13 protein-coding genes and 1 tRNA gene are annotated in these 15,629 nt (G+C 64.1%); 9 read left to right on the forward strand and 5 right to left on the reverse strand.

Annotated elements, in window-relative coordinates:
• The first annotated feature begins 134 nt into the window (after window positions 1–134).
• From IVB29_RS17620 to IVB29_RS17655, 8 genes are read left to right on the forward strand one after another with little or no spacing between them, the layout of a single operon-like run.
• On the forward strand, window positions 135–1,247 hold the full coding sequence (locus IVB29_RS17620) for an NAD-dependent epimerase/dehydratase family protein (RefSeq protein ID WP_247504642.1): 1,113 nt from the start codon (window positions 135–137) through the stop codon (window positions 1,245–1,247).
• The gene (locus IVB29_RS17625; RefSeq protein WP_247504643.1) at window positions 1,247–2,311 is read left to right on the forward strand and encodes an NAD-dependent epimerase/dehydratase family protein; all 1,065 of its coding nucleotides are present in this window, start codon (window positions 1,247–1,249) and stop codon (window positions 2,309–2,311) included. Before IVB29_RS17620 ends, IVB29_RS17625 begins: the two co-directional genes overlap by 1 nt.
• On the forward strand, window positions 2,308–3,594 hold the full coding sequence (locus IVB29_RS17630; RefSeq protein WP_247504644.1) for a TIGR04295 family B12-binding domain-containing radical SAM protein: 1,287 nt from the start codon (window positions 2,308–2,310) through the stop codon (window positions 3,592–3,594). The genes IVB29_RS17625 and IVB29_RS17630 overlap by 4 nt, the downstream gene beginning before the upstream one ends.
• On the forward strand, window positions 3,591–4,703 hold the full coding sequence (locus IVB29_RS17635) for a glycosyltransferase family 4 protein (protein ID WP_247504645.1): 1,113 nt from the start codon (window positions 3,591–3,593) through the stop codon (window positions 4,701–4,703). Before IVB29_RS17630 ends, IVB29_RS17635 begins: the two co-directional genes overlap by 4 nt.
• Entirely contained in the window at window positions 4,700–5,830 is a 1,131-nt protein-coding gene (locus IVB29_RS17640) for a glycosyltransferase (protein ID WP_247504646.1), read from the forward strand. Before IVB29_RS17635 ends, IVB29_RS17640 begins: the two co-directional genes overlap by 4 nt.
• A complete protein-coding gene (locus IVB29_RS17645) occupies window positions 5,827–6,915 on the forward strand; it encodes a glycosyltransferase (RefSeq protein WP_247504647.1) in 1,089 nt (362 codons plus the stop codon). The genes IVB29_RS17640 and IVB29_RS17645 overlap by 4 nt, the downstream gene beginning before the upstream one ends.
• Window positions 6,912–8,036: a glycosyltransferase gene (locus IVB29_RS17650; RefSeq protein ID WP_247504648.1), complete on the forward strand. Its 1,125-nt coding sequence runs from the start codon at window positions 6,912–6,914 to the stop codon at window positions 8,034–8,036. The genes IVB29_RS17645 and IVB29_RS17650 overlap by 4 nt, the downstream gene beginning before the upstream one ends.
• An 11-nt stretch (window positions 8,037–8,047) precedes the next feature.
• The gene (locus IVB29_RS17655; protein ID WP_247504649.1) at window positions 8,048–9,115 is read left to right on the forward strand and encodes a UDP-glucuronic acid decarboxylase family protein; all 1,068 of its coding nucleotides are present in this window, start codon (window positions 8,048–8,050) and stop codon (window positions 9,113–9,115) included.
• A gap of 397 nt (window positions 9,116–9,512) precedes the next feature.
• Here IVB29_RS17655 and IVB29_RS17660 read toward each other — a convergent pair.
• From IVB29_RS17660 to IVB29_RS17680, 5 genes are all read right to left on the reverse strand, one after another.
• Window positions 9,513–9,588: transfer RNA gene (locus tag IVB29_RS17660), tRNA-Lys, on the reverse strand.
• Window positions 9,589–9,757: 169 nt separating this feature from the next.
• The gene (locus IVB29_RS17665; RefSeq protein ID WP_247504650.1) at window positions 9,758–10,354 is read right to left on the reverse strand and encodes a Spy/CpxP family protein refolding chaperone; all 597 of its coding nucleotides are present in this window, start codon (window positions 10,352–10,354) and stop codon (window positions 9,758–9,760) included.
• 227 nt (window positions 10,355–10,581) lie between these two features.
• Window positions 10,582–11,583 (reverse strand): TRAP transporter substrate-binding protein, encoded by a 1,002-nt coding sequence (locus IVB29_RS17670; RefSeq protein ID WP_247504651.1) that lies wholly within the window; start codon window positions 11,581–11,583, stop codon window positions 10,582–10,584.
• Between the two features lie 221 nt (window positions 11,584–11,804).
• On the reverse strand, window positions 11,805–13,367 hold the full coding sequence (locus tag IVB29_RS17675) for a 2-isopropylmalate synthase (RefSeq protein WP_247504652.1): 1,563 nt from the start codon (window positions 13,365–13,367) through the stop codon (window positions 11,805–11,807).
• Window positions 13,368–13,761: 394 nt separating this feature from the next.
• Window positions 13,762–14,004, reverse strand: a complete 243-nt coding sequence (locus IVB29_RS17680) for a hypothetical protein (protein ID WP_247504653.1) — start codon at window positions 14,002–14,004, stop codon at window positions 13,762–13,764.
• Between the two features lie 291 nt (window positions 14,005–14,295).
• On the opposite strand from IVB29_RS17680, the gene IVB29_RS17685 reads away from it, so the two are divergent.
• Window positions 14,296–15,528: an SMP-30/gluconolactonase/LRE family protein gene (locus IVB29_RS17685; RefSeq protein ID WP_247504654.1), complete on the forward strand. Its 1,233-nt coding sequence runs from the start codon at window positions 14,296–14,298 to the stop codon at window positions 15,526–15,528.
• Window positions 15,529–15,629: the final 101 nt, after the last annotated feature.

The following is a 15,629-nucleotide window of genomic DNA, read 5'->3' on the forward strand; positions in this document are numbered from 1 at the left end:
CGAACATTCCTTGCATCGCTTCTGACTCGTAACGTGACCGGCGCGCGGGTCGTCCGACCACCAGAAAGTGCGCTTCACCTTACATCATCGATCGATCCCGATCGGATCGGTCCTGCGGTTGTACGGAGCGGTGAATGACGCGGGTATTGATTACAGGGGGCGCGGGCTTTATCGGCTCTCATGCGACGGATGTGCTGCTCGCCGCCGGCTACGACGTCCGTCTGCTCGACAATCTCTCCCCGCAAGTCCACGGCGGCAACCGCCAGCGCCCCTCCTATCTGGCCGACGATGCCGAGCTCATCGTCGGTGACGTCACCGACAGCCTTGCTGTCGAGCGTGCCCTGCGCGGCGCCGACATGGTCCTGCATCTTGCTTCCGCCGTCGGCGTCGGCCAGAGCATGTACGACATCGAGTCTTACGTCCGGACCAACGAGCTCGGCACCGCCGTCCTGCTCCAGGCGCTGTCGAAACGCCCGGTTGAGCGGCTGGTGGTCGCTTCGTCCATGAGCATCTACGGCGAAGGCCTCTACCGCAGGTCCGATCAAACCGTCGTCGCCTGCGACGGACGGTCGATCGAGCAGCTCCGCAGCGGAGAATGGGAGTTGCGCGACACGGCGGGCCATCCGCTCACGCCCGTGGCTACCCCGGAAAACAAGCTGCCATCACTCAGCTCGGTGTACGCGCTGAACAAATTCGCGCAGGAGCGCATGTGCCTGATTACTGGCAAGGCTTATGGAATCCCGACCTTAGCGCTGCGCTTCTTCAACGTGTTCGGCCCGCGCCAAGCCCTGTCGAATCCCTACACGGGCGTGCTCGCGATCTTTGCCGCGCGGCTGCTCAACGGACGGCCGCCGCTTGTGTTCGAGGACGGCGAGCAACGGCGCGACTTCGTCCACGTGCACGACGTCGCCCGCGCCTGCCGCATTGCCCTGGAAGCGGAGCATGCGCAGGATGTCTTCAACGTCGGGTCGGGCCAAAGCCGGAGCATCCTGTCGGTCGCCGGGGACCTCGCCGAGGTCATGGGCCGCAGCGATATCGCGCCCGAGATCACGCGAAAGTACCGCGCGGGCGACATCAGGCACTGCTTCGCCGACATCGGCAAATCGCGCGATCTGCTCGGCTTCGAACCGCATGTGGCGTTCAAGGACGGCCTCGAAGAGCTGGCGGAATATCTTGCAGACCAGATCGCCGACGATCAGGCCGAACGGGCGACCCAGGAGCTGCTGCAACGAGGATTGGTTGCGTGATGAACCAGCAAGACAACAGGCCCGTCCTGATCACCGGCGGCTGCGGCTTCATCGGCTGCAACCTTGCCGACCAGTTGGCGCAGCGCGGCGAGCGCGTACTGGTACTCGACAATCTTGCCCGCGCTGGCGTGCGGGAGAACGCGCAATGGCTGAAGTCCAGGCATGGCGACCTCATCACCATCACTGTGGCCGACATTCGCGAGCCGATCCCGGTGATCGATGCCGTGCGCGAAGCCCGCGCCGTGCTGCATCTGGCGGCCCAGGTCGCCGTCACCGACAGCGTGAGCGACCCGGCCGCCGATTTCGAGATCAACGCCCGCGGCACCCTGAACGTGCTCGAAGCGGTCCGGCAGCACAACAGCACCGCCCCGGTCGTGTTCGCGTCGACCAACAAGGTCTATGGCCGCCTGATCGAGGACAGCGAGATCGCACTCACGAGCCGCCGCTATACGCCCACCAGCGCCCTGCTGGCGGACGGCATCTCCGAAAACGCGCCGCTCGATTTCTACAGTCCCTATGGCTGCTCCAAGGGAACCGCGGATCAGTACGTCCATGACTATGCCCGTGTCTATGGGCTGCAGACCGTGGTGATGCGCATGAGCTGCATCTACGGGCCGCGCCAGTTCGGCACCGAGGATCAGGGCTGGATCGCGCATTTCCTGCTGAGTGCGATCCGCGGCAAGCCCCTGACGATCTACGGAGACGGTTATCAGGTTCGCGACGCCTTGCATGTGTCGGATGCAACGTCGGCCTGGCTTGCAGTGCTCGACCAGATCTCATTCGCGCGTGGACGCGTGTTCAATCTCGGCGGCGGGCCGGCCAATGCCGTCAGCCTTCGGGAATTGATCGACCATATTGCCGATCTGACCGGTCGCCAGGTCACCTACCGCTTTGCCGATTGGCGTCCGGGCGATCAGCCCTGGTACGTCACCGACACGCGCGCGCTGTCGACCGCACTCGGATGGGCACCGCGGGTTTCGGTCGCCGAGGGACTTCGCTCGCTTCACGCCTGGCTGGACGACCGTTTCGGCGCAACTCACGGCAGCCGCGAGGCCCTGGCATGACGCGCGTCGCCCTGATCAACCCGAATTGGAATTTTGGCGGCAGCATCTATTTCGGCTGCCGTTCCCCTCACCTTCCGCTCGAGCTTGGAATCTCCGAGCATTATCTGAAGCAGGCCGGGCACCGGACGCTGCTGCTCGATGCGCATATGTTCGATCTGTCGTTCCGGGATATCGAGGCCGAGCTGCGCGCGTTCGGGCCCGACCTGATCGTCATCACGACGGCGCCGACCTACCTGTTCTGGCGCTGCGCGCCCCCCGAGCTGCGCGTCCCGCAGGAGCTGGCACTGGCGGTGCAGGATCTTGCGCCAATCCTGGTCGCAGTCGGCCCGCACGGCTCGACCACGCCTCGGGCGGCTCTGAAGAAGCTCGCTGTCGACATCATCGTGATGGGCGAGTGCGAAGCGTCCTTGCTGCGCCTGGCAAACGGCGAGCGCGACTTTCCTGGCCTGTGTTTTGCGGACGGCGCGTCGGTCCGGGTGAATGGCGGCCCGCAGGCCGTCGACTTCAGGGATCAGCCGGCGCTCGACTGGCCTGACGAGATGATCCGGCGTCATCATCACCACCATCACCGTTTCGAGGCCGAGCCGATGGGTCCGGGCGCGGAGGTCGAGGCCTCGCGGGGATGCCCATACAATTGCACGTTCTGCGCCAAGGAGAACTTCCGCAATGCCTATCGCAAGCGGCCGCCCTCCACCATTCTTGACGAGATCGATCGCCTGCGCGGGCAAGGCGTCGAATATGTCTACTTCATCGACGAGATTTTCCTTCCGAACCCCGAACTCCTTGAAGGGCTGAGCACGCGGGGCCTCAAGTTCGGCGTGCAGACGCGGATCGATCTGTGGAAGCCCGATATGCTCGCGCTGCTCGGCCGCGCCGGCTGCGTATCGATCGAGGCCGGTGTTGAGAGCCTCACCGCCGAGGGGCGCGCCGCGCTCGCCAAGAACTGCAAGATGACCACCGACCAGCTCGCCGACCGGCTGGTCGAAGCCCGCCGGCACGTCCCGTTCGTGCAGGCCAATCTGATCGAGGTGCCCGAGGACGACGATCCCGTCGTTCAGCGCTGGCGGAGCAAGATGCAGGATGCCGGCATCTGGGCGAACGATCCGGTCCCGCTCTATCCCTATCCCGGCTCTCCGGATTACCGGAGGCTGTGGGGCGAGGCCGACGATTTCGCCTGGGAGCGCGCGCACCGGCACTATCTCGGGATGTTCGACCAGTTCAGCGACGTGCAGAACGATCGTCCCGTCCCGCTCGAGGCCCTCGAACATTCGGTGGCCTCATGAGCCAGGGCGCGGACATCAGGATTCTGATGACGACCGACACCGTCGGCGGCGTGTGGACCTATTCCTGCGCGCTTGCCTCGCGCCTTGCCGCGGCGGGCGCCGAGGTCATCCTCGCAACGATGGGGCCGCCCGCACGCCCTGACCAGCGCGAGATGCTCGGCGACTCGCAAGTCCATCTCGTCGAAACCGACCTTGCTCTCGAGTGGCAGGACCCGGAGGGCCGCGACCTGCCCAAGGCAAGACGCGTCCTCTCCGGCCTCGAAGCGCGCTTCAAGCCCGATATCGTCCACCTCAACAGTTTCCGCGAAGCAACCCTGCCGTGGCGCGCGCCGACCGTTGTCGTGGCACACTCCTGCGTCAACTCGTGGGCGCTGGCCTGTCGAGATACGGCCTGGCTCGGTGAACCCCGATGGGCCGGATATACCGAACGAGTTGCCGCAGCGCTCAACCGCACGCAGGCCTGGGTCTGCCCGAGCCGGTCCTTCCACGACGACATCGTGGAAATCTATGGTCCCCGCTCACCCGGAGCCGTGATCTGGAACGGCATCGCTGCTGGGAATTCGCCGAGTCGCAAGCGGGAGCTGATCTTCGCGGCCGGCCGGCTCTGGGATCGTGCCAAGAACATCGAAGTTTTGTCGGCGGCAGCACCGGGACTGGATTGGACGGTTCAGGTCGCAGGCCCTGCCAATGCGGATCCGTCAACAGGCGTCACCTGGCTTGGACAATTGCCACACGATGCCTTGCGCGGACATCTCGAGCACGCGGCGATCTTCGTAAGCCCGGCGCTGTATGAGCCGTTCGGGCTCTCGGTTCTGGAGGCAGCCGCCGCCGGGTGCGCGCTCGTGCTGTCGGACATTCCGACGTTCAGGGAGTTGTGGAGCGGCGCCGCGCTGTTCTTCGATCCGCACGACGGTCAGGCGTTGCACCAAATCCTCACCGGGCTCTGCGCCGATGAGTCCGGAAGAGCCCGTCTGCAGCGCGCCGCCTATGAACATTCCCTGACATATTCGCTGGCGCGCACGACCAGCGCATATCTGAAGCTTTACGAGGGGCTTCTCGCGCCCGATCGTACGACATCACAAGCCGGCCGGATCGAGGTGCGCGCATGAGATGTGTCCTGTTCTACCACGCGTTCACCTCCTGCTGGAACAACGGCAACGCGCATTTCCTGCGCGGCTACGCCCGCGAGCTGCATTCGCTCGGTCACGAAGTCGTCGTGTTCGAGCCGATCGATGGCTGGAGCCGGCTGAATGCCATGCGAGAGAACGGCAGCCAGGCCCTGCAAGACATTGGCGCGCTGTTCCCCGGCATCTCCATTCGTCGCTACGACGCCTCGCTCGATTTCGATGAAGCGCTGGACGGCGCCGATCTCGTCGTCGTGCATGAGTGGAATTCGCCTGATGTGATCGAGAAGATCGGATACAAGCGTGCGCACGGCGCTCCCTTCACACTGCTGTTCCACGACACCCATCATCGCGCGGTGACCGCGCCGGACGAACTCGCGCAGTTCGACCTCGACGCGTTCGATGGCGTGCTGGCCTTTGGCGAGGTCCTTCGCCAGATCTATATGAAGCTCGGCTGGGGCAATCGGGCGTATACATGGCACGAGGCTGCCGACGTCGCGATGTACCATCCGCTGCCGAATGTCGAGCGCGCCGACGATCTGGTCTGGATCGGCAATTGGGGTGACGGCGAACGCAGCGCCGAGCTCAGCGAATTTCTCGTCGACCCGGTCGCCGAGCTGAAGCTGCGCGCAAGCGTCTATGGTGTGCGTTATTCCGATGCTGCTCTCCAGACCATCCGGGCCGCAGGCATCCGTCACGGGGGCTGGCTGCCGGCACATTGGGCACCGGTCGCCTTTGCCGGCGCCCACGCGACGATCCATGTGCCGCGCGGCCCTTATGTGCGGTCTCTCCCGGGAATCCCCACCATCCGCGTGTTCGAGGCGCTCGCCTGCGGCATTCCCCTGGTGTCGGCCCCCTGGTCCGATGCCGAAGGCCTGTTTCCAGACGGCGCATATCTGAAGGCTGCGAACGGCACGGAGATGAAGCGCGCGCTGCGTGCCGTTCTCGACGATCGCGCACTGTCTGCCGCAATGGTCGAGACCGGCCTCCGGACAATCCGCGAGCGTCATACCTGTCGTCATCGCGCACAACAGCTTGTCGGCATCGCGCAGGACATCCGCGCGTCGGACTCGTCGTCGCGACCCCTGCGATACATCGGAGCCTCCGCATGAAGATCTGCTTCTTCGGATCGAGCCTCGTCTCGTCATACTGGAACGGTGCCGCTACCTATTATCGCGGCATGCTCAAGCAGATTGCGGCGCTCGGACACGACATCACTTTCTATGAACCCGACGCCTTCGAGCGGCAGGCCCATCGCGACATTGCCGATCCCGGCTGGGCCAGGGTCGTCGTCTACCCCGCGACGGCGGAGGGCTGGCGCCGCTCGCTCGATGCGGCCGCGCGATCCGCCGACATGCTGATCAAGGCCAGCGGCGTCGGCGTCTTCGATCGGGAGCTGGAGCTCGCGGTTGCGGCCCTGCCGCCGCGAACCATTCGGATCTACTGGGATGTCGATGCCCCTGCCACGCTCGAAGCCATCGCAAGCGACCCCGAGCATCATCTGCGGCGCGCGATCTCTTCGTACGACATGGTTCTGACCTACGGCGGCGGCGATGGCGTCGTCTCCGACTACCGCGCGATTGGTGCGCGCGATTGCGTGCCGATCTACAACGCGCTCGATCCCGAGACGCATTTTCCGTCCCCGCCCAAACCGAACTTCACCTGCGATCTCAGCCTGCTGGCGAACCGTCTGCCCGACCGCGAGCAGCGGGTCGAACACTTCTTTCTCGACGTCGCAGGCGAGCTGCCGGACAAGACGTTCGTCCTCGGCGGCTCCGGCTGGGAGACCAAGGACATGGCGAGCAATGTCAGCAAGGTCGGCCATGTCGGCACCGGCGAGCACAACGCCTTCTTCGGCTCCGGACTTGCCACGCTCAACGTCAATCGCGACAGCATGGCGCGCTACGGCTTCTCGCCGCCGACACGGGTGTTCGAAGCGATTGGTGCCGGCGCCTGCCTGATCACCGATCAATGGGACGGGATCGACCATTTCCTCGATCCGGATCGCGAAGTGCTGGTGGCCGCGAACGGAGCCGAAGTGGCCAGCCATCTCGGCGCCCTCAGCCCCGATCGCGCCGCCGCGATCGCGAGCCGTGCGCGCGCGCGCATCCTGAGCGAACACACCTATCGGCATCGCGCCCGCCAGTTCAACCAACTCTTTGTCGGAAACAGCTCGCGCATCGAGGCAGCAGAATGAAACTCAGCATCGTCGTCTTCGGTCTTTCGGTCACGTCATCATGGGGCAATGGTCACGCCACGACCTATCGCGCCCTGATCGAGGCCTTGGCGCGACGAGGCCACCATGTCACGTTCCTGGAACGCGACGTTGCCTGGTATCGCGAGCATCGCGATCTCACCAAACCATCGTCATGGACGGTCGAGCTCTATCAGTCGCTGAAGGATGTTCCTCGCCGCTTCGGCCAGCTGGTCCGGAACGCCGACCTCGTCGTCGTCGGGTCCTACGTACCCGACGGCATCGCCATCTCCGAGTGGGTCACGAGCCAGGCGCGAGGGATTACCGCCTTCTACGACATCGACACGCCGGTGACGCTGGCGCGGCTGGACCAGGGCCTCAGCTATCTGTCCGCGGCGATGATCCCGCGTTTTGATCTCTATCTGTCCTTTGCCGGCGGCCCGGTGCCCGACATGATCGAGAAGCGGTACGGCAGCCCGTTGGCACGCGTTCTCTATTGTAGCGCCGATACAGAAGCCTACATGCCGCAACAGGCCCAGACGAAATGGACGCTGGGCTATCTCGGGACCTATAGCGAGGACCGGCAATCCGTCCTCGATCAGCTGCTGCTGTCCCCAGCGCGAACACTGTCATCGGAGCAGTTCGCCGTCGCAGGGGCGCAATACCCCGAACATATCGCCTGGCCCGACAATGTCGGGCGGATCGAGCACCTCCCGCCAAAGCAGCACCCGGCTTTTTACGCGGAGCAGCGCTTCACCCTGAACACCACCCGCGCCGACATGCGTGCGCTCGGCTTCTCGCCAAGCGTCCGGCTGTTCGAAGCGGCCGCCTGTGGCACGCCCGTGATCTCCGATCGATGGCCGGGCATCGAAACCATCTTCGAGCCGTCGCGGGAAATCCTGCTGGCCTCAACCTCGCGTGACGTCGTCGAGATACTGCGCGACATGCCCGAGGAACGTCGACGCACGATCGCGGAAAACGCGCGCCGGCGTGTTCTCGCCGATCACACCGCCGACCACCGAGCCCGTCAGCTGGAAGGGTACTACACCGAAGCGGCCGCACGACGCCGCCGTAAATCCGTCCGTCCTGCCACCGCCCGTCCGGTTCAGGTCGCCGAACTCTGAGAGATCCTGCCATGACACTCCAGACCCGCATTCCCCCGCTCCATCAGCCGACGAATGTGCTGATCGCCGGTGGCGCCGGCTTCATCGGCTCTCATCTCTGCGACGCGCTTCTCCAACGCGGTAACAAGGTGATCTGCCTCGACAACCTGTTCACGGGCAAAATCGACAACATCAGGCCGCTGCTGAACCATCCGAATTTCCGCTTTATCGAGCATGATGTGCGCGAGGAGATCGAGATCGGCGGCGAGATCAACCGTATCTACAGCCTGGCCTGCCCTGCCTCGCCCCGGCACTACCAGAAGGATCCGGTCGGCACGATGAAGACGTGCGTACTCGGCACCATCAACCTGCTCGAACTCGCGTCCCGGAAAGGCGCCCGCGTCTTGCAAGCTTCCACGAGCGAGGTCTACGGCGATCCGGAGGTGCATCCACAGCCGGAATCCTATCTCGGAAACGTCGACCCGACCGGACCGCGGGCCTGCTACGACGAGGGCAAGCGCGCCGCCGAGACGCTGATGTTCGACTACCACCGCACGTACGGGACTGAGATCAAGGTCGCGCGCATCTTCAACACCTATGGCCCGCGCATGCTGGAGAACGACGGCCGTGTCGTCTCGAATTTCATCGTGCAGGCGCTCCGGGGCAAGCCGATCACGATATACGGCGGCGGCACGCAAACGAGGAGCTTCTGCTTCGTCGACGATCTCGTGCGGGGCCTCCAGCTGCTGATGGAGAGTCCAGTCTCGGTGACCGGCCCCTGCAACCTCGGCAATCCGCACGAGATCACCATAGAGGCCATAGCCCGTGAGGTCCTCACCTACACCGAATCGGCCTCGCCTATCCGCTTCGAGGCGCTGCCGAAGGACGATCCAAAACGCCGCAAGCCGGTGATCGACACCGCCGCGCGGTTATTGGGATGGCGGCCTCGCGTCGCGCTGCCGGACGGTCTTCAGGCCACGATCGCCTATTTCGCGTTGCGCATTGCGGGTGAGGCACCGACACTGGTGCCGGCTATTGCATCACGTCGGACGGGACATTCAGCGCGAAGCCAGTTGAAGGCAACTGATCCAAGCGGATGACGTCGTGTCGACAGAGCACCGGCGATACGACCACACCTTCGGTAGACGCAATGAAGCCATCGCTCAATCCTTTCGATCAACTTCAAAAGCACTGCGCACAGCGACCGCACACCAGTCAACGATTGATTGTGCTTGATCTCCCGGTGCACAGGCCGCGCGCACGCTACCTCTAACCGACTGGAATCCTGAACCCTCGCTGCAATCCATCATTCGACAAGCCGCCGCGCCCACTCGTTGCCTGCCATCCGCCGACAGTCAGTCAGGCCTCACTCACACAACGAACTGCTGAGGTGTCGCGCGACGCCGCTCTTTATCGGGCGCTGTTGGCCGTCGTTCTGAAAAAAGACCGTTTGAAAAATCAAGTTCTCAAACGGTTTTTGCCGCTAAGGCCTTGATATGGTGGGCGCACCAGGGCTCGAACCTGGGACCCGCTGATTAAGAGTCAGCTGCTCTACCAACTGAGCTATGCGCCCGAAAGGCGGTCAATGCCTTGCGAGGCCGGTCGTTTAGCAAAGCGATCCGGGTCTGGCAAGCGATGCGGTGAAGGTTTTTCCACCATCCCCAAAAAGCGAAAAGCCGCTGGATTCCAGCGGCTTCGCCAAGGTTAATCTCGGGGTTAAGTCCCGCAAAAACCCTGATCGCTCAGAGCCGGCCCTCGCGATCCCGGTCCGGGCCGCCATCGCGGTCGAAACGGTCACCATGGAAGCGGTCCATGCCGCGCTCCATCATGCGGTCCATACCGCGTTCCATGAAGTGCCGGGGCGGGCCATCCTCGCCGCCACCGAACGGGCCGCGATGGCGGGTCAGCGCGGCAAGGCGCCGCTTCTGGCCCTCGTCCAGGGTCTTGTAGAGCGGATCGGCGGCATCGGCGATCTTCTTCAGGGCCACGGAGGTGGCGCCCATGTCATCGGCGCGCTCGCGCAGACGGGCGACCGGATCCTCCGGCTTGTCCGCAGCGCCGGGGCCGGCATTCATCCGCGCATTGGCGCGGTCGATGCGCAGCTTGGCGAAGTCGCGCACGGCGGCCTCGACCGGCGGCCACAGCTTCTCCTGGTCGGCATTGAGCTTGAGCCCGGCATGGACCGCGGCGATCCGCGCGTCGACGAAGGCGGCGCGGTCTTCAGGGTTCATGCGGATGTGGTGGAAGTGCTCCATCCACGGGCGATGATATTGGGCATAGACCGCGCCCGAGCCGGCGATGCTGAGCACGGCGATAGCGGCGATGGTGAACTTCCTCATAAGTACCTCCTCTGGAAGGATGGCGGTGAAGATGAGCGCCAAGCGGCTTACGCGCAACTTACAACTTGGACAGGGAAGCCGTTCTTGCAGAGATGTAACTGCCGTGAATGTCTGTTCAGATGCATACTGAAATGATTTGCAACAAAAAGGGCTTCCGTGCCGACACGGAAGCCCTTTGTTCATGCATTATTTATCCATGTACGACGTGAGCTCGTTCGTCGTGCTCCTCAGTTCGTCGTGCTCTTGGCTTCCTTCTGGAACTCGTCGATCAGCGGCTGGCCGACGCGGCTTGCGGCGTCCTTGTAGACCGGCTCCATCGCCTTGCGCAGCGCCTCGTCCTGCTCGGCCGTGAGCTTGATGATCTCGCTCTTGCCGCCCTTCTTGATCTCGGCGAGCGCGTCGTCGTTTTCCTTCTGCGACTGCGCGTTGTTGAAGTCGGTCGCTTCCTTCATCGCCTTCGAGAGCTGGTCGCGGATGTCGGCCGGCAGGTCGTCCCAGAACTTCTTGTTCACGATCACGACGTAGCCGATGTAGCCGTGATTGGTCTCGGTGATGTACTTCTGCACCTCGTGCATCTTCTGCGTATAGATGTTCGACCAGGTGTTCTCCTGCCCGTCGACCACGCCGGTCTGGAGCGCCTGGTAGACTTCCGAGAACGCCATCACCTGCGGCAGCGAGCCGAGCGCCTTGAACTGGGCCTGGAGCACGCGCGAGGACTGGATGCGGAACTTGACGCCCTGATAGTCGGCCGGCGTGATGAGCTTCTTGTTGGCGCTCATCTGCTTGAAGCCGTTGTCCCAATAGGCAAGGCCGGTGATCCCCTTGGGTTCGAGCAGCTTCAGAAGCCTTGCGCCGAGCGGACCTTCCGTCACCTTCCGCAGCGTCTTCAGATCAGGAAGGATGTAGGGCAGATCGAACACCTCGAACTCGCGGATGCCGAGCGGGCCGAATTTGGAGTTGGACGGCGCCAGCATCTGCACGCTGCCGAGCTGGAGCGCCTCGAGCTCTTCCTTGTCCTTGTACAGCGTCGAGTTCGGGTAGACCTCGATCTTGACCTTGCCGCCGGTGTACTTCTCGGCGAGCTCCTTGAACTTCTCGGATGCCTTGCCCTTCGGCGTGTCGGTGGCGACGACATGGCTGAACTTGATGATGATGGGCGATTGGGCCGATGCCGGCCCGGTGAGCGCCAGAGCCGCAATCGATGCCGCAGCCAAAATCAGTTTTCGCATGCTTTCTCCCGTACGTTTTTGTGGGGCGTGGACCGCCGGCCCCAAACCTTAAATTCTTGGAAGGCAGCATTATAGGGAAGCAGGCTGAGGCGCCATTGCCCCTTAGCAGGGGTCACCTTGCAAAAATGCGGTATCCGGCAGGAAACGCCCGCGTCGGCGATCAATGAAAAACGCGGCGCCGAGGGCGCCGCGTCTCCACCGATTCATCCGGAGCATAAACGTCAGCTGGCCGCAGCAGTTGTCATCGTATCGCGCTGGCGCTTCATGACGATCTTGTTCAGCGCGCCGAGATACGCCTTGGCCGAGGCTACCAGCGTATCCGGATCCGCCGCGCGCGCCGTCATCGCACGTCCCTCATGCGACAGCCGCACCGAGACTTCCGCTTGCGCGTCGGTGCCCTCGGTAACCGCGTGAACCTGGTACAGCTCGAGCTTGGCCTCGTGGGGCACCAGGCGCTTGATGCAGTTGAACACCGCATCGACAGGACCGTTGCCCTCGGCCTCCTCGATCTTGATCTGGCCGTCGACGTCGAGCTTCATGGTGGCGCGCTGCGGGCCATGGGTACCGGCGATCACGGTCAGCGAGGTCAGCTTGATGCGGTCGTGCGACGCCGCCATCTCCTCGTCGACCAGCGCCTCGATGTCCTCGTCGTAGATGTCCTTCTTGCGGTCGGCGAGTGCCTTCATCCGCGTGAACGCATCTTCCAGCTGGTTCGGGCCGAGCTTGTAGCCCATCTCCTCCAGCCTGTGGACGAAGGCGTGGCGGCCGGAATGCTTGCCGAGCACCAGCGACGACTGCTTCACGCCGACCATCTCCGGCCGCATGATCTCGTAGGTGGAGGCATCCTTCAGCACGCCGTCCTGATGGATGCCGCTCTCATGCGCGAACGCGTTCCGCCCGACGATCGCCTTGTTGTACTGCACCGGAAACGAGGTCGCCGCCGACACCACCTTCGAGGCGCGGGTCAGCTGCGTGGTGTCGATCTTGTTCCAGAACGGGAATTTATCGTTGCGCACGTTGATCGCCATCACGATCTCTTCGAGCGCGGCGTTGCCGGCGCGCTCGCCGATGCCGTTGATGGTGCACTCGACCTGACGCGCGCCGCCGATGACGCCGGCCAGCGAGTTCGCCACGGCCATGCCGAGGTCGTTATGGCAGTGCACGGAGAACACCGCCTTGTCCGAGTTCGGCACGCGCTCGATCAGCGTCTTCATGAAGTGGGTGTATTCGTCCGGCGTGGTGTAGCCGACGGTGTCGGGGATGTTCACCGTGGTGGCACCGGCCTTGATGACGGCTTCCACGATGCGGCACAGATAATCCATCTCGCTGCGGGTGCCGTCCTCGGCCGACCATTCGACATCGTCGATCTGGTTGCGGGCGCGCGCGACCATGGCGACCGAGGTCTCCAGCACCTGCTCCGGGGTCTTGTTCAGCTTCACCCGCATATGCAGCGGCGAGGTCGCGATCACGGTGTGGACGCGGCCGCGCTTGGCGAATTTCACCGCCTCGGCGCAGCGATCGATGTCGGCCGGATGAGCGCGCGACAGGCCGGCGATCACGGCGTTCTTGGAGCGGCGGGCGATCTCGCTGACCGCCTGGAAGTCGCCTTCCGAGGTGATCGGGAAGCCCGCTTCGATAACGTCGACGCCCATATCATCCAGCATCTCCGCAACCTCGAGCTTCTCCTCGAAGGTCATGGTGGCGCCGGGGCACTGCTCGCCGTCGCGCAGCGTGGTGTCGAAAATGATAACGCGGTCCTTGTCGGACTTGTTCGCGGTGGTCATGACAAATTTCCTTTTGAGCTTTTGCGCCGTCAGTGGTCTGGGCGCTTGAGGTGTCCGGTGATCTCGACCAACCCCTGAGCGCCCAGGCGCATGCGCCCAGCCGGCCCTCAGGGGCAGCTAAGAAGGAGCTCGCCAATAATAAGAAGGAGCTCGCCAATAATAAGGGTGAGCAGGGACGCGGCCGGGATCGTGGCGGCGGCCAGAGCCACCTCCCCCGAAATCCCATCAATTTGGCCGCGAATCAGCATTGCCAGACCCTGTTGAGCCCTCAAATCCTCGGCGAAAACCGTTGACGGTTGGTTGCCGGGAGGCTCGATAAGCCCGTTTCTAGACGAGAAACGGGCGCAACTGCAACGTCAAAAGATGGTCAGCGGGGCTGACCTGGTTGGAGACGCTACCCAGCGCGGCGGGCGCGGGCCCGGCTCTCCCAGCGGTCGAGCATCTGGCCCAGCTCGCCCGTGGCTGGAGGCGCCACCTCATTGGTGTTGGCGGGCGAATTGGCGCTCAGCCAATGCGGCTGCGCGTAGCCGCGCATGCGGCGTGCTTCAGCACGGCGTTGGCGGGAGATGTGGTCGCGTGTGAAATAGCCGGCCGCGAACGCGATCCCGAGCAACGCGATCAATATGAAGCCACCCACACTCAACTCCGACTTTGTCCCGGGAGAGTTTGTGCGCAGCAATGAGGGCGCGGTCAAGGCATGACATGCGCCGCCATTCTGACGCGAACGAACAGTCGTTCGCGTCCGTGGAACTGCCATGCGCAGGTTCCGGAGCGTCGTTTGCGACGGAGCTGCGTCGAATTCGCGACATCATTTCGGCATCGCTCAAAGGATGCGAATCCACCGCTCGCAACTCGTCGCGGACCGGACTAACCTCCACGGCTGCTGAGCCGGATCAACCGGCTGGCCGAACATGACCGGGAGGACGCGATGACACGCCAACAGGCTCGTGACCACGAGCCGCGTGACCAGGATGCTGCGCTTTCACGACGAACACTGGTCCGGGGGCTCGCGCTCGGCGCCGCCGCCACGATGGCCGGCCCCGCGCTGGCCCAGACCGGACCTGCCGCGCCGCCGACGACGATCACCACCCCGCCGCGCGATTTCGGCCCGAACGGCGCGCCGACGACCTATTTCTGGGACCCCGACATCATCGCGGTCGATCCGTCCTTCAACGATCTCGCGCAGCCCAACACCGCGATCAAGCGCCTGCACACCGGGCTGTTGTGGGCCGAAGGCCCGGCGTGGAGCGCGCAAGGCCGCTATCTGCTCTGGAGCGACATCCCGAACAACCGGCAGCTGCGCTGGAGCGAGGACGACGGCCGCGTCAGCGTGTTCCGCTCACCCTCCAACAATTCCAACGGCAATTCGTTCGACTTCCAGGGCCGCCAGCTCTCCTGCGAGCACCTGACACGGCGGGTGACGCGCTATGAGCATGACGGCACCGCCACGGTGCTCGCGGATTCCTATCAGGGCAAGCGGCTGAACTCGCCGAACGACATCGCAGCCCATCCCGACGGAAGCTACTGGTTCACCGATCCGCCCTATGGCGGCCAGCTCTATGAAGGCGAGCCCGACGGGCCGGGCGGCCCGAGCAATGCGGGCGGCAAGCTCAATCCGCGGATCGGACAGCCGGCCGGCTTCGCACCGGGCAAGCGCGAGCTGCCGACCAATTGCTATCGCATCGATCCCTCAGGCCGCGTCGATCTCGTCGTCACCGAAGAGCAGGTGCCCGATCCCAACGGCCTGTGCTTCTCGCCCGACTTCAAGAAGCTCTACGTCGTCTCGACCGGCAAGGGACCGGGTGACACCGGCGCCGGCGGCAATGGCGAGATCTTTGTGTTCGACGTCGGCACGGACAACAAGCTCACCAACCCTAAGCGCTTCTCGGACTGCACGATCGACGGCGTGAAATGCGGACCGGACGGCGTGCGCTGCGACGTCAACGGCAATGTCTGGGCCTCCAGCAATGCCGGACGCGCGGTAGGCTATAGCGGCGTCACCACATGGTCGCCGGAGGGCAAGCTGCTGGGCCGCATCCGCCTGCCGGAGGTCTGCGGCAACATCTGCTTCGGCGGCCCCAAGCGCAACCGCCTGTTCATGGCCGCGAGCCAGTCGCTCTACGCGGTTTACACAGCGACACAGGGCGCAGGACCAGGCTGAGCAGGCCCGAGCTTCTAATTGCGACAAGGCGCCGGCGTCCCTCGCCGGCGCCGTTTTGTTTTTGGTCGCCTTCCCGATGCGCGAGCCGAAGCAACGGAGGT

Origin of the sequence: Bradyrhizobium sp. 1 (assembly GCF_023073315.1) — a bacterium.
GTDB lineage: Bacteria > Pseudomonadota > Alphaproteobacteria > Rhizobiales > Xanthobacteraceae > Bradyrhizobium.

Excerpts from the sequence above, each read along its gene's own strand:
- IVB29_RS17635 (WP_247504645.1), top strand. The coding sequence starts at position 3,591 with ATGAGCCAGGGCGCGGACATCAGGATTCTGATGACGACCGACACCGTC.
- IVB29_RS17620 (WP_247504642.1), top strand. The coding sequence starts at position 135 with ATGACGCGGGTATTGATTACAGGGGGCGCGGGCTTTATCGGCTCTCAT.
- IVB29_RS17630 (WP_247504644.1), top strand. The coding sequence starts at position 2,308 with ATGACGCGCGTCGCCCTGATCAACCCGAATTGGAATTTTGGCGGCAGC.
- IVB29_RS17685 (WP_247504654.1), top strand. The coding sequence starts at position 14,296 with ATGACACGCCAACAGGCTCGTGACCACGAGCCGCGTGACCAGGATGCT.
- IVB29_RS17655 (WP_247504649.1), top strand. The coding sequence starts at position 8,048 with ATGACACTCCAGACCCGCATTCCCCCGCTCCATCAGCCGACGAATGTG.
- IVB29_RS17650 (WP_247504648.1), top strand. The coding sequence starts at position 6,912 with ATGAAACTCAGCATCGTCGTCTTCGGTCTTTCGGTCACGTCATCATGG.
- IVB29_RS17645 (WP_247504647.1), top strand. The coding sequence starts at position 5,827 with ATGAAGATCTGCTTCTTCGGATCGAGCCTCGTCTCGTCATACTGGAAC.
- IVB29_RS17670 (WP_247504651.1), bottom strand. The coding sequence starts at position 11,583 with ATGCGAAAACTGATTTTGGCTGCGGCATCGATTGCGGCTCTGGCGCTC.
- IVB29_RS17625 (WP_247504643.1), top strand. The coding sequence starts at position 1,247 with ATGAACCAGCAAGACAACAGGCCCGTCCTGATCACCGGCGGCTGCGGC.
- IVB29_RS17640 (WP_247504646.1), top strand. The coding sequence starts at position 4,700 with ATGAGATGTGTCCTGTTCTACCACGCGTTCACCTCCTGCTGGAACAAC.
- IVB29_RS17665 (WP_247504650.1), bottom strand. The coding sequence starts at position 10,354 with ATGAGGAAGTTCACCATCGCCGCTATCGCCGTGCTCAGCATCGCCGGC.
- IVB29_RS17675 (WP_247504652.1), bottom strand. The coding sequence starts at position 13,367 with ATGACCACCGCGAACAAGTCCGACAAGGACCGCGTTATCATTTTCGAC.